At 72.0% G+C, this 12,865-nt stretch carries 11 protein-coding genes and 1 pseudogene; 6 read left to right on the top strand and 6 right to left on the bottom strand.

Annotated elements, in window-relative coordinates; translation table 11 throughout:
• Nucleotides 1-16: 16 nt before the first annotated feature.
• Nucleotides 17-376 carry a hypothetical protein gene (locus ACN28A_RS20075; RefSeq protein WP_421397046.1) on the top strand — a complete coding sequence of 120 codons (360 nt, stop codon included), beginning with the start codon at nucleotides 17-19 and terminating at the stop codon, nucleotides 374-376.
• Nucleotides 377-438: 62 nt separating this feature from the next.
• Nucleotides 439-1,623 (top strand): epoxide hydrolase family protein, encoded by a 1,185-nt coding sequence (locus ACN28A_RS20070; protein WP_421404531.1) that lies wholly within the window; start codon nucleotides 439-441, stop codon nucleotides 1,621-1,623.
• Here ACN28A_RS20070 and ACN28A_RS20065 read toward each other — a convergent pair.
• The 3 genes from ACN28A_RS20065 to ACN28A_RS20055 form a co-directional block, all read right to left on the bottom strand.
• Nucleotides 1,590-3,323, bottom strand: coding sequence for an ABC transporter ATP-binding protein (locus tag ACN28A_RS20065; RefSeq protein ID WP_421397045.1), 1,734 nt, complete (start codon nucleotides 3,321-3,323; stop codon nucleotides 1,590-1,592). The two genes, ACN28A_RS20070 and ACN28A_RS20065, sit on opposite strands and share 34 nt — an antisense overlap.
• The gene (locus tag ACN28A_RS20060) at nucleotides 3,320-5,185 is read right to left on the bottom strand and encodes an ABC transporter ATP-binding protein (protein WP_421397043.1); all 1,866 of its coding nucleotides are present in this window, start codon (nucleotides 5,183-5,185) and stop codon (nucleotides 3,320-3,322) included. Before ACN28A_RS20060 ends, ACN28A_RS20065 begins: the two co-directional genes overlap by 4 nt.
• 136 nt (nucleotides 5,186-5,321) lie before the next feature.
• A complete protein-coding gene (locus tag ACN28A_RS20055; protein ID WP_421397042.1) occupies nucleotides 5,322-5,921 on the bottom strand; it encodes a GNAT family N-acetyltransferase in 600 nt (199 codons plus the stop codon).
• A gap of 158 nt (nucleotides 5,922-6,079) precedes the next feature.
• Between ACN28A_RS20055 and ACN28A_RS20050 the strand changes: the two genes are divergently transcribed.
• Together ACN28A_RS20050 and ACN28A_RS20045 are read left to right on the top strand one after the other, a co-directional pair.
• Complete coding sequence (locus ACN28A_RS20050; RefSeq protein WP_421397041.1) at nucleotides 6,080-6,721, top strand: hypothetical protein; 642 nt, start codon at nucleotides 6,080-6,082, stop codon at nucleotides 6,719-6,721.
• A 216-nt stretch (nucleotides 6,722-6,937) separates the two neighbouring features.
• The gene (locus ACN28A_RS20045) at nucleotides 6,938-7,561 is read left to right on the top strand and encodes a hypothetical protein (protein ID WP_421397039.1); all 624 of its coding nucleotides are present in this window, start codon (nucleotides 6,938-6,940) and stop codon (nucleotides 7,559-7,561) included.
• Between the two features lie 316 nt (nucleotides 7,562-7,877).
• Here ACN28A_RS20045 and ACN28A_RS20040 read toward each other — a convergent pair whose 3' ends face one another.
• Complete coding sequence (locus tag ACN28A_RS20040) at nucleotides 7,878-8,753, bottom strand: helix-turn-helix domain-containing protein (protein ID WP_421397038.1); 876 nt, start codon at nucleotides 8,751-8,753, stop codon at nucleotides 7,878-7,880.
• Between the two features lie 419 nt (nucleotides 8,754-9,172).
• On the opposite strand from ACN28A_RS20040, the gene ACN28A_RS20035 reads away from it, so the two are divergent.
• Together ACN28A_RS20035 and ACN28A_RS20030 are read left to right on the top strand one after the other, a co-directional pair.
• Entirely contained in the window at nucleotides 9,173-9,361 is a 189-nt protein-coding gene (locus ACN28A_RS20035; RefSeq protein ID WP_421397036.1) for a hypothetical protein, read from the top strand.
• A 1,006-nt stretch (nucleotides 9,362-10,367) separates the two neighbouring features.
• Complete coding sequence (locus ACN28A_RS20030; RefSeq protein WP_421397034.1) at nucleotides 10,368-11,099, top strand: cellulose binding domain-containing protein; 732 nt, start codon at nucleotides 10,368-10,370, stop codon at nucleotides 11,097-11,099.
• 56 nt (nucleotides 11,100-11,155) lie between these two features.
• Here ACN28A_RS20030 and ACN28A_RS20025 read toward each other — a convergent pair whose 3' ends face one another.
• Together ACN28A_RS20025 and ACN28A_RS20020 are read right to left on the bottom strand one after the other, a co-directional pair.
• Nucleotides 11,156-11,977, bottom strand: coding sequence for an FG-GAP repeat domain-containing protein (locus tag ACN28A_RS20025; protein WP_421404529.1), 822 nt, complete (start codon nucleotides 11,975-11,977; stop codon nucleotides 11,156-11,158).
• A 27-nt stretch (nucleotides 11,978-12,004) separates the two neighbouring features.
• A pseudogene (locus ACN28A_RS20020) lies at nucleotides 12,005-12,694 on the bottom strand (hypothetical protein); the annotation flags it as partial.
• Nucleotides 12,695-12,865 lie beyond the last annotated feature (171 nt).

The raw sequence follows: 12,865 nt of genomic DNA, 5'->3' as shown, positions 1-12,865 counted from the left end.
CGGCAGGGTGGACCGCATGACCACTCCCGACGAGTTGGAGCAGCGGTTCACCCTGCTGACCGCCGCCGCCCGATACGACCAGCTCCGATTGCGCGACGCGCTCGCCCCACCGGCCGACGACCCGGAGGACGACGACGCCGAGCCCGACCCGGACGCCCGGCCGCTGAGCCGGGAGGAGGCGCTGGAACTGCTCGCCCTCGGCGAGGTGCTGGTGCGGAAGGCAAGCTACGGCCGGCAGTTGACGGTCCGGACGGCGCGCGCCGCCGGTGCCTCCTGGACGCAGATCGGCGCAGCCCTCGCCACCAGCAAGCAGTCGGCCTGGGAGACCCACACCCGCTGGCTCGCCGACCAGGAGCCGGACGGGGCCCGGTCGTGAGCGGCGGCACCGGCACGGAAGCTGGCATGCGGCCCCGCCTGGATCACCGCGGCGGGGACGAGGTGCGGCCGTACCGGCTGGCGGTGGCCGAGGCCGAGTTGACCGACCTGCGCCAGCGGCTGGCCCGGACCCGCTGGCCGGGCGAGATCCCGGACACCCCGTGGCGGCGCGGGGTGCCGCTGCGCTACCTGCGGGAACTCGCCGAATACTGGCGCACCGGCTACGACTGGCGGCGGCAGGAGGCCAGGCTCAACGAGATCCCGCAGTTCACCACCACCATCGACGGCGCCACGGTGCACTTCCTGCACGTACGCTCACCGGAACCGGAGGCGCTTCCGCTGCTGATGACGCACGGCTGGCCCGGGTCGATAGTGGAGTTCCTGGACGTACTCGGCCCGCTCACCGACCCCGGCCGGTACGGCGGCGACCCGGCCGACGCGTTCCACCTGGTCGTACCCTCGATTCCCGGCTTCGGGCTCTCCGGCCCGCTCACCGAGCCCGGCTGGGACGTCGGCCGGGTCGCCCGGGCCTGGGCCGAGTTGATGCGCCGGCTCGACTACCGGCGGTACGGCGCGCAGGGCGGCGACTGGGGACACGCGATCAGCCGGGAACTCGGCATCCTGGCCGCCGGACACGTCGTCGGGGTGCACCTGAACACCCTGCTCACCCTCCCCTCCGGTGACCCGGCCGAGCAGGCGGCGCTTACCGACGAGGACCGGGCCCGGCTGGACCGGCTGTTCCGGGCCGAACCCGAGATGTCCGGGTACGCCAAGATCCAGGGCACCCGCCCGCAGACTCTCGGCTACGCGCTCACCGACTCGCCGGTCGGCCAGCTCGGCTGGATCGTGGAGAAGTTCAAGGAGTGGACCGACTCCACCCACGCTCCCGAGGACGCGGTCGACCGGGACCTGCTGCTGACGAACGTGATGCTCTACTGGCTCACCGGCACGGCCGGCTCCTCGGCCAACTACTACTACGAACACGCCCACCCGGCCGCCGCCGACCCCGGTCCGCGCCGGCTGGCCGTGCCGACCGGGGTCGCCGTCTTCGGCGCGGACGTCGCCGCACCGGTACGCCGGCTCGCCGAGCGGGACAACCACATCGTGCACTGGACGGAGTACGACCGGGGCGGGCACTTCGCCGCGATGGAGCAGCCGGACCTCTTCGTCGCCGACGTCCGGGCCTTCTTCCGGGCGCACCGCCATGCTCACAGTCAGCCGTGCCAGGAGCGCCAGAGTGCCGCATAGGCGCCGTCGGCCCGCAGCAGCTCGTCGTGACTGCCCAGCTCGGTGATCCGGCCGTCCGCCATCACCGCCACCCGGTCGGCGTCGTGCGCGGTGTTCAGCCGGTGCGCGATCGCGATCACCGTACGTCCGGCCAGCACCGCACCGAGCGCCCGTTCGGTCCGCCGGGCCGTGCTCGGGTCGAGCGCCGCGGTCGCCTCGTCCAGGATCAGCGTGTGCGGGTCGGCCAGCACCAGCCGGGCCAGCGCGAGCTGCTGCGCGTCGGCGGGACTCAACTCCCGGGCCCCGTCGCCGAGTTCGGTGTCGAGCCCGTCGGGCAGCTCGGCGTACCAGTCGGCACCGACCGCGGCCAGCGCGGACCGCATCTGCGCGTCGGTGGCGTCCGGGGCGGCGAAGGCCAGGTTGTCCCGCAGCGAGCCGAGGAAGACGTGGTGCTCCTGGGTGACAAGCGCGATCCGGCGGCGACGCTGCGCCGGGTCGAGGTCGGTGATCGGGCAGCCGCCGAGGGCCACCTCGCCGTGCCGGGGCCGGTCGATCCCGGCCAGCAGCCGGGCCAGCGTGGACTTGCCGGCGCCGGACGGACCGACGACGGCCAGCCGCTCGCCGGGGCGGATCACCAGGTCGATGCCGTGCAGCACGTCGGGACCGTCCGCGTAGCCGAACCGGGCGCCCCGGACCAGGAGTTGCTGCCCGGGTGGGTCGGAGGTCCGGCCGCGCGGCTCCGGCGGCACCTGGCCGACGCCGAGCACCCGGGCGAACGAGGCCAGCCCGCGTTGCGCCTGCTCCAGCCACAGCAGGAGCTGGTCCAGCGGGCCGATCGCCTGCTGCAGGTAGAGCGTGGCGGCGACCACCTCGCCGAGCGTCACTAGCCCGTCGTGCAGACCGAGACCGCCGACGAGCAGCACCGCCGCGATCGGCAGCGGATAGCTTCCCTCCACCACCGGAAAGAAGACCGAGCGCAGCCCGAGGGTACGCCGCCGGGTCGCCCAGACCCGGCCGATCCGCTCCCGCCCGTGCGCCACCCGTTCGTCGGTGAGCCGGAGTGCCTCGACGGTCCGGGCGCCCTCGGCGGTGGTGGTGAGCGTCTCGGTCAGTTCGGCCGAGGCGGCGCCCTCGGCGAGGTAGGCAGCGGACGCCCGGCGCAGATACCAGCGGGTCACCGCGACGATCGACGGCATCCCGGCCAGCGCGGCGACGCCGAGCACCGGATGCAGCAGGAAGATCGCGCCGAACAGCAGGACCAGTTGCGCCGAGGCGATCGCCACCACCGGCACCACCCGGCGGACCGTCAACCCGACCGTGCCGACGTCGACCGAGCTGCGGGTGGCGAGGTCGCCGGTGCCGGCCCGCTCGACGACCGAGACCGGCAGCGCCAGCGTCCGCCGGACGAACTCCTCGCGGAGCCGGGCCACCGCCCGCTCCCCGAACCGGTGGCCGGCGTACTGCGCATAGCGGAAGAGCACGGTCTGCACGAGTACGCAGCCGACGATCGCCAGCGCCAACCGGTCCACCGTGGCTGTCCCGGCGCCGGCCACCACCCGGTCGACGATGATGCCGAGCAGCCAGGGTGCGGCCAGCCCGGCGACGGTGGCCGCGACGTGCAGTACCAGGATCACCGCCACCGCCCGCCGGTCTCGGCGGATCAGCTCCAGGGTGGCGCGGCGAACGACGGACAACTCCGCCACCGGCAGTCCGGTCGTCACCACAGCGCCTCGGCCGCGTCGGTGCTGGAACTGCCGGCCCGGACCGGCTCGCCGTCCCGGGAGACCAGCGCCCGGTAGTCCGGGTCACGGTCGAGCAGCTCGGCATGGCTGCCAATGCCGACGATCCGCCCGGCCCGCAGGTGCGCCACCTGTTCGGCGTGCCCGAGCAGCAGCGGCGAGGTGGCGAGCAGCACCGTCGTCCGGCCGGCCCGGGCCGCCCGGAGCCGCTGCGCGATCCGCGCCTCGGTGTGCGCGTCCACCGCCGAGGTCGGGTCGACCAGGATCAGCACCTCCGGTTCGACAAGCAGCGCCCGGGCCAGGCGTACCCGCTGCCGCTGGCCGCCGGAGAGCCGGCGGGCCCGGGTGTCGACCGGGGTGTCCAGCCCGTCGGGCAGGGCGTCCAGCACGTCCTCGGCCGAGGCGACCCGCAGGCCGGTGCGCAGCCGCGCGTCGTCCTGCCGCCACCCAGCGTGCAGGATCTCCCGGAGCGTCCCGGCGAACAGGTAGGAGTCGTGGTCGGCGAGCAGGATCCGCTCCCGCACCTCCGGCAGGGCGACCTCGGCCAGCGGCACGCCGCCCCAGGTCACGTCGCTGGGTGCGTACCGGCCGAGCCGGTCGGCAAGCGCGGTCGCCTCGCCCGGATCGGCGGCGGCGACCGCGACCAGCCGGCCGGCCGGCACGGTCAGCCCGGTGGCCGGATCGTGCAGGTCGGCGGGACCGGCCGGAGCGGACCGCCCGGCGGCGGCGCGGTTCCGTCGCCGCCCGACAGCCGAGTCCTCCGGTCCGGTGGCCTCGTCTGGTCCGCCGGCCGCGTCTCGTCCGCCGACGTCGTCTGGTCCGGCGACCTCGTCTCTTCCGACGACGTCGTCCGGGGTCAGGCGGAGCAGGTTGACGATCCGGCGGGCGGCGACCCGGCCCCGGATCAGCTGGTAACTGCCCTCCAGCATGAACCAGACCGGGACGACCAGCACCGCGACGTACCCGTAGACGGCGACGAGCTGCCCGATGGTGATGTCGCCGTGCACGGCCATCCTGGCCGCCAGCCAGACCACCGCGGCGAGGAACCCGGCCGGGACGGCGGCGGTCAGCGCCTCGATCCAGCTGCCGACCGCGCCGACCCGGTAGCCCTCGCCGCGCAGTTCCCGGGACTGGGCCGCGTACCGGCGGGCGAAGAGGTCCCGGCCGCCGACCCCGGCGAGCACCCGCAGCCCGGCGACGATGTCCCCGGCCCGGGTGGTGAGGACTCCCTGCCGATGCCGGTAGCGGGACTCGGCCCGGTCCAGCCGGCGCAGCAGCGGGCCGACCAGCAGGGCGACCGCCGGCACGCCGAGCAGGACGCAGACGGCGAGCTGTGGGGAGATCGACCAGAGGATGACGGCGACGACCGTGTACGCCGCGATCGCGCCGACGCCCGGACCGGTGAGCGTCAACACGTGCGAGGTGTTCGTGATGTCGGAGCCGCCGACGGTGGCGACCTCACCGGCGGCGAGCTTGCGGGGCAGCACCGCACCGATCCGGGTGAGCTGCCGCAGCAGTACGGCGGCGGAGCGGGCGCTGGCGTCCTCCCGGATGAAGGTCATCGTGCGGTGCCGCAGGATGCCGAGCTGGGCCAGCCCGAACCCGGCGACGACGATCGCGGCGACCCAGAACAGCAGGGCACCCGTGTCACCGGTACGCAGTCCGTCGTCGATCGCCCGGGAGACGAGGTACGGCCGCAGCGCCAGCCCGACCATCCAGGCCGTGCCGATCAGGCTGCCCCGCAGCACCCGGACGGGTTGGCTGCGCACCAGCCACCAGATGTACCGCAGCGGCCCCCGGGTGTCCGGCACCCCTGGATCGGGATGCGGGAGCTGCGGCGGCACCCGCCCAGGTTACCGAGCCGGCCATGGCGGCCCCACCCATTTCAGCGCTGGGCGAAGCGTTCCGGCTGAAGACGCCGGGAAGCATGTCGTCCGGACGAAGCTGCGGGTGCCGGCTTCCTCGACCTGCCGGGATGACTCAGAGCCGCAGGCCGAGATAGGTGAGCCGACCGGAGTCGGCGACCTCGACGACGTGGAAGCCGAGCCGGTCGTAGAAGGTCCGGGCCGGGCGGTTCGCGGTGATCATGCCGACGTGCAACCCGGGTACGCCGGCCCGGCGCAACGCGGCGACGAAGGTGTCCATCATGGCCCGGCCGTGCCCGGCGCGCTGGTAGCCGGGGAGCAGGTCGATGTGCAGGTGTGCCGGATAGTCCTCGAGGCCCGGCACGATCATCCGCTCCGGGGTGTGCAGTTCGTACGCCATCGCCTCGTCCCGGGTCACCGGCTCGCCGGCCGGCGCCGGATAGCGCTCGGCGACCCGGGGCAGCCACTCGGCCCGGAACCGCCGGGCGAAGACGCCGGTGTCGGCGGTGCCGAGTACGTAGCCGACGGCCCGTCCGCCGTCGTCCAGCACGAACGCCAGTTCCGGTTCCAGTTCGGCGTACGGCAGGGCGAAGATGTTCGGCAGGATGCCCGGGTCGGCGTACGAGCCGGAGGCGTCCTGCCCCAGGTCGGCGGTACGGATGCAGATGTCGTGCACGGCGTCCCGGTCACCGGGCCGGTACGGGCGGATCTCCATGTGCGGCAACATATCTGCTGGCACCGCTCTCACACCTCCTCCCGGTGCTCGTACCGTGGAGTCCCGGTGCTCGTACCGTGGAGTCCCGGTGCTCGTACCGTGGAGTCGTTCCGCACCGGCCCGTGCCCCGGCGCCCCGACCTCGCGAAAGGCCGACAGATGCACATCCCCGCCCGGTTCAACGGGCCGCCCGGCTCCGGCAACGGCGGTTACTCCGCCGGACTGTTCGCGCACGGCGAGAGCGGCGAGGTGACGCTCCGGATGCCACCGCCGCTGGACACCCCGCTGTCGCTGCTCGGCTGCCAGGTCCGCACCGGCGACGGCGCCGTGGTGGCCGAGGTGGCGCCGGGCGGCGGGATCGACACCGTGGTCCCGCCGATCGGGTACCCGGAGGCGGTCGAGGCCGCCAAGGGTTACCCGGGGTTCGTCGACCATCCGTTCCCGACCTGCTACGTCTGCGGTCCCGAGCGCACCGACGGGTTGGCGATCTTTCCGGGGCGGCTCGCCGACGGCAGCACCGCGGCACCGTGGACCGTCCCGGACGACGTCTCGACCCCGACCGTCTGGGCCGCCCTGGACTGTCCCGGCGGCTGGTCGGTGATCGGCGCCGGCCGACCGTACGTGCTGGGCCGGATCGCCGTGACGTTGGACCGGCTGCCCGCCACCGGTGAGCGGTGCGTGCTGCGTGGTGCCCTCGCCACCGTCGAAGGCCGCAAGGCCCTGGTGCACACCACCCTGTACGGCGCGGACGGCACCGAGCTGGCACGCGCCCGAGCCACCTGGATCGCGCTGTCCGGCTGACCCCGCCCCGGCTCCCGCCCCGCCCGACGGCGAGCGCCGACGGCGAACGTGCTCACCTGGACATCAGGTGCGTTATGCCGCCGTCGTAACGCACCTGATGTCCAGGTGAAGCTGCGGCGGCAACTTGTGGCGGGCGGGCGGGCGGGGGTGGCGGTTGGTGGGGGTGCGTGACGGAACGCGTTTTCGCGAATGGCGGCGCCTTCGTACGCTACGCCGGTGTCTGAGGTGTCGGGGGACTTCGAGATCCACGTGACGACGTACGGGCAGCACGCCGACCGGCTGGCGGGGCTGGCGGCGGAACGCGGGGTGAAGTTCCTGCACATCCTGCTCGACCGTGGCGAGTTCGCCTCGCAGCCGATGCTCACCCTGACCGGCCGGGGCACCCTGACGGAGCAGCACGCCGTGGTGCGGCGGTGGCAACGGGAGCTGCGCGAGGCGGGCATCCATCCGTGCCGGTCGAAGATCGAGGCGGCGCCGTGGTGTGCCGGCGTACCACGGTCCGACGCCGAGGCGGCGACCGAGCCGGCAGGGCGGTATTTCGAGCATCACGTGAAGCTGCTGCTGCCCACCGCGACCGTGCCGGAACTGCTGGCCGTCACCGACCTGGTCAGCCCGCACGGCGCCCGGCTGTCCCGCAACGCCCGGCGAGAGCGGGCCGACGGCGGGCAGGAGAGGTTCGTGACCCAGCGCTGCCACCGGGTCGGGCTCGACACGGCCAGGTCGCGACTCGACGCGCTCGTCGAGGACCTCCGGTCGGCCGGTCACGAGATCGTCACGGTCGAGCAGGAGTACGTGGTCTTCGACAGCGACCTGGCCCACGACCGGGGTTGGCTGACCTGAGGTCCGGCCCCCGCCGGTCGCGGCCGGCCGCCTCTCCGTCGGTGCGCCTCGGCGGGGCGGAACCATCCGGGTACCCGTCGGGATGGGCGCGGAGGTGGAGCGGGTCGACCACGCTCCACCGTCCGCCGTTCCCGGTCCCGGGCAACGGCGGGTCACCGGATCTCGTCCGTCCTGTCGGCTCGACCCGACGCTGGGCCGGCCCGCCGGTCGCCGCTGTCTCCCCACACCGGCGACGTACGGCAGGCTGCCGACTACCGCTTCTCCCTCCCCGTACCGCCGTCCGGCCGGTCCCGGCCGGACGCTGTCCCGACGGGCGTCAGCCGCCGTACTCCTCGGCCACCGTCGTGATCAGCTTGCGGGACAGCTCCTCGGTCAGGCAGATCTCCTCGAAGTCCCGCCAGACCGCGGCGTGCCTGTCCACCTCGTGCGGCTTCTCCAGATAGAGCGCACCGGTGAGGCCGCCGCTGTAGACGATCGGCGGCTCGGTGCGGCGTCCGAGTCCGTCCTTCGGAAACTCCAGGATCGCGAAGCCACCGTTGGCCCGCTCGGCCCGGTAGAGCCCCGCCGAGAACGGCAGCACCCGTACCGAGATGTTCGGCTGCTGGCTCACCGTCACCAGGTGGCGCAGCTGTTCGCCCATCATCTGCCCGCTGCCGGCGGCCCGGCGCAGCACCGCCTCGTCGAGTACGACGTCGAGCTGCGGTGCCGGTCCCCGCCGCCCGTCGAGGATCTCCTGCCGGGACAGTTCGATCCGGACCGCCCGCTCGCGTTCGGCGGGCGCGAGGTCGGGACTGACTACCCGGGAGACCTCGGTCGCGTACGCCGGGGTCTGGAGCAACCCGGGTACGAACTGTGGCTCGTACATCCGGAGATGACTCGCCGCAGCCTCCAGTCCGACGTACGGCTCGAACCACCCGGGGATGGCCTCGCCGTAGCAGTGCCACCAACCCCGGGCCCTGGTTTCCTTCGCCAGTCCGGTCAGAGCCTCGGTCATTTGCGGTGACGCACCGTATATCCGGCACATCGCCTCGACGTCCAGCGAGCGCATGCTGGTCGCCCCGCTCTCGATGCGCCAGATCTTCGGCATCGACCACTCCAACGCCTCGGCCACCACCCTGATGGTGAGCCGGGCATCCTCGCGGAGCTGGCGTAGGTGCCGCCCCAGCTCTCTGCGAGGAACGGTGGAGTCCACCCCTGCCTGCACTTCACTCCCCCTCTCCGGTATTACCTTTTGGATGAACCTTTCATTCGGCTTGTAATGTCCACCGAGCACTCTCCGTGATTCAGGTAATTACAGATCGTTAGAGGGAAATCGTTCAACCAAGACGTAATATTGCATTGTTTCTCGCTCTAGTAAAGCATCGATTCATGGCAGCCGAACCTCTGACGACCGAAGCGGGGGGAACGGAAATGTGGGAGCACGATCCGGCCACTCCGCTCTGGACCTGCACCGGATGCGGCGACGACTGGCCCTGTACGGTCCGAAGACGACAGCTGCGGGCGGAGTTCGCCGGCAGCATCGTCTCACTCAGGTACTACCTGGCCCACCATCTCGTCAACGCCGCCGAGGATCTGCGACACGTTCCCGCCGGTTGGTTACACAATCGTTTCATGGCCTGGACTGACCGGGCCGCCGATCCGCCGCCGTACACCTCGGCGGACATCCTGCTCAACAGCTATCAGCTGGCCGACTCGCACAGCCCCGATCGGTTCGGGAGATGCCCGGTCTGCGGCGATGCCGCCAACTGCTGGGTACGACTCGACCCGAACGGACCCGGCTTTCTCATCCCGGTCCCCTGATGCGTGAGCCACCCCGCCCCGGAATGGTTGTGCAGGTCGGGGCGGCTGCGAGCGTACAGTTCGCGGGTCGGCGGGGACTGTTGTTCCGGGTGTCGAGGGTCAGCGAAAAACCTACCTATCACGGCTGGTGCTGGCTCACCGGCTACAGCTTGGACGAGTACGGCAGGGCGGTTCGACGCCGGGAAATCTACGTCCAGTTGGCCGGCCTGCAACCGGTACGCCCACGGCCCTCCGAGCCGAAGCGGGCCGTCCCGCCGCCAGTGCGAAGGGCCGAGCCGGTCCGGCGTACCGCCCGGAAGCCGAGACCTCTGCCGGCGGCGCTGATCTGAAGTCGCAAATGACGTACCACCGCCCGCCCGGCCCGACTCCGCGGCGGCCGGGTGGACCGGGGAAATGTCGGCGGAAGGAAGCCTTCCACTCGCCTTCGGCTCGTTGCACTCGCCATACCGATACCTACTACGCATGTTCCACGCCGTTTTCTGGTGATCGGCCCGGCCGGCATTGACCGGATCCGTATCACGACGGCGTCCGGTACCCCCGCAAGCGGTACCGGCGGCCGAGGCGGCGGCGCCCGCACGAGGATCCCGGTCGGAAACCATGGGAGGGGGCGACCGGGGTCCCTGCGGCGCGCCGCCGCCCGGCTGGACGCGACCGCCGCCCGGCTGGACGCGACCGCCGGCCCGCTGGAGGCGACCGCCGGCCGGCGGTGACGACGGCCAGCCGGCCGCGGCGACGAACCACCGGCCGCGCTGCGGGGCGGCCGGTTTTGCTGCCGGGTGCGGCTGGCCTTGCTGCGGGTGCGGCCGGCCTTGCTGCGGGGTGCGGCCGGCGACGGGTCGCCGGAGACGACCGGGTCGTCCGGTACGACCGAACCGGCAGCGACCTTCCGGCCGACCGTGACACATGGGAGGCTGTCGATGTTTCGCGCGGGACGGGCACGGGTCAGGCCGCCGACGGGCAACGGCGGCATCCTCCACATGCCCAGTTCCGTCCCGAAGGGAATCCGATGACCGTCCCCTCCGTACGCCGCTGGACCACCGCCGTCGCCGCCCTGGCCCTGGCCGTCACCGCCGGGCTCTCCGCTCCACCCGCACCCGCCCGGGCCGCGGTCGCCTGCGAGGTCGACTTCACCGCCTCCAACTGGAGTGGTGGCTATCTCGGCAACGCCCTGCTCCGCAATCTCGGCGACCTGCCCTGGGAGCGGGTCGTGGTGGAGTTCACCCTCCCCGACGGCCACCAGCTCGCGTCGATCTGGAACTACAACGTGGTGGTCCTCGGCCAGAACGTGCGGGCGGAGAGCGGCCCCGGCCTGGCTCCGGTGCCGCCGGGCGGAACGACAGCGTTCGGCTTCGTCGCCCGGCACAGCGGCAGTTTCCGGCCGCCGACCAACTGGCGGGTCAACGGCGCGACCTGCTCGGTGCGGGGCTCGGCGCCGGCCGTGCTCGCCGATCCGGCGACGGCGACGGTGCCCGAGGGTGCCTCCACCAGCTTCACCGTACGGCTGAGCCACCCGCCGGCCGGGTCCGTCTCCGTGCGGATGACGACGAGCGGTACCGGCACCTGGGCCGTGCCGCCGATGGTGCTCACCTTCTCTCCCACCGACTGGAGTACGCCGAAGGTGTTCAGCGTCTACAGCGGGCAGGACGCCGACGCGGTCGACGACGTCGTCGTCTTCACCCTGGCCGTGCCGGGCTATCTCTCCGACACCGTGACCATTACGCAGTCCGACGACGACTGATCCCGGCAGGCGCCTGCGGGGGTGGGGTTCCCCCCTGCAGGCGCCTGCCGGTTGGGTTACCAGCCGGCTCGGCCGACGAGAATTCGGGTGTCGGGATTGCCGAGGTTGGCCGCCTGGTTGGTGCCGGGGTAGAGCCAGAGTTCGCCGGAGTTGTCGTCTACGACCACGAGGTCGCTGCGGCCGTCGTGGTTGAAGTCACCGCCGGTGAGGTCGTACATCTTGGTCCAGCCGCCGCGGCCGGCTTCGATCCGGGTGGTGACGTTGCCGAGGTTGGCGGGTTGGTTCGTGCCGGGGTAGACCCACAGCTTGCCGGTGCTGGTGTCCACCACGAGCAGGTCGGCCTTGCCGTCGCCATTGAAGTCGCCGCTGCTGGGGTCGTTCATCTTGGTCCAGCCGCCACCACCGGCTTCGACGCGGGTGGTGGCATTGCCGAGGCCGGCGGGTTGGTTCGTGCCCGGGTAGACCCACAGCTTGCCGGTGGTGGAGTCCACCACGAGCAGGTCGGCCTTGCCGTCACCGTTGAAGTCGCCGCTGGTGGGGTCGTTCATCACATGCCAGCCGCCACCACCGGCTTCGATCCGGGTGAGGGGATTGGCGATGCTGCTGAGTTGTCCGTTGTTGGGGTAGACCCACAGCATGCGGGTGCTGGAGTCGATCGCGGCCAGGTCGGTCCTGCCGTCGCCGTTGAAGTCGCCGGCGGCAAGGCCGGTCATCTTGGCCCAGCCGCCACTGCCGAGTTCGACCCGGGCCGCACCGTCGCCGATGTTTGCGCCGGTGGCGTTACCGGGGTAGAGCCACAGCTTGCCGGTGGCGTACTCGACGGCGAGCAGGTCGAGCTTGCCGTCGCCGTTGAAGTCACCCCGCTCCAGCTGGGTCATTCCCTTGATGACCGGCGCCGGGTTGAGCCAGTCGTCGAGACTCTCGCCACGCAGGACGCTGAGCAGCGCCTCCTTGTTCTCGTAGCTTGCCACCTTGTCGCGATCCTCGCTCAGGTGGATGTGCCACAGGTGCGTGTCATCGGAACTGGCGGAGCGGTTGTACCGGAAGTCCCAGCCCTCGACCGAATTGTCGTTGTCGGCCTGGCCGAAGAACTCGCGCCAACCGTCGAGCCGCGGGTCGTTCGAGTTACGGGCGGACGCCAGCAGGCGGTTGGAGTATCGGGCGATGTTCGTGTAGTTCTCGGCCGCCGCCGCCACGTCGTCCGGCAGGTTCTGATCGGCGGTCCGATCCTCGGGGCGCTGGGCTTCGGGGAAGGTCCAGTCGTAGGCGGCGGCCTTGTCCGAGGGGCCGCCCTTGTCCTCGGCGTCCCGGACGGAGTAGTTGTCGGGGGGGTTGGCCGCGCGGGTGTTGTGATAGCCGTTTTTGAAGCCGGCGTAGATACCGCCGTTCAGCGTGCCCGGTTGCAGCTTGAGGAGTTCCTCCATCAACCACCACGACGCTGCGGTCTGCCTCGACGGGTCGGGATTCGGTGCCGCACTCGCGGGCGCGGGTGCCACGGCGATGCCGAGAACGACCACCGACGAGGCGACCGCCAGAGCTCCACGAAGGACTTGACGCACTGCCGTCGGCCGAACGTCTCGCCTAGTTTGGCTCATCATGCTCCTTTGCTGTCGTCAGTAGACCGGAATCCTGCGCTGCCCGGCTTCGAATCGCCTCCAACCTTTCTGCAAGCAGCCTCAGGGCAGCATCGGAGCACTCCGCGACGGAGGGACTACCGATCTCGGCCGCCAACCCGGCGCGTCGGCGGGGCCGAGCCGCTCGATGCC

This window comes from Plantactinospora sp. WMMB782 (assembly GCF_049179135.1).
Taxonomy (GTDB): domain Bacteria; phylum Actinomycetota; class Actinomycetes; order Mycobacteriales; family Micromonosporaceae; genus Plantactinospora.
This window is presented reverse-complemented; position numbering and strand designations above follow the sequence as displayed.

Bases quoted from the DNA above. Each gene is read 5' to 3' on its own strand.
- ACN28A_RS20075 (WP_421397046.1), top strand. From the start codon at position 17: ATGACCACTCCCGACGAGTTGGAGCAGCGGTTCACCCTGCTGACCGCC.
- ACN28A_RS20055 (WP_421397042.1), bottom strand. From the start codon at position 5,921: ATGGAGATCCGCCCGTACCGGCCCGGTGACCGGGACGCCGTGCACGAC.
- ACN28A_RS20050 (WP_421397041.1), top strand. From the start codon at position 6,080: ATGCACATCCCCGCCCGGTTCAACGGGCCGCCCGGCTCCGGCAACGGC.
- ACN28A_RS20035 (WP_421397036.1), top strand. From the start codon at position 9,173: ATGGCCTGGACTGACCGGGCCGCCGATCCGCCGCCGTACACCTCGGCG.
- ACN28A_RS20030 (WP_421397034.1), top strand. From the start codon at position 10,368: ATGACCGTCCCCTCCGTACGCCGCTGGACCACCGCCGTCGCCGCCCTG.
- ACN28A_RS20025 (WP_421404529.1), bottom strand. From the start codon at position 11,977: ATGACCCAGCTGGAGCGGGGTGACTTCAACGGCGACGGCAAGCTCGAC.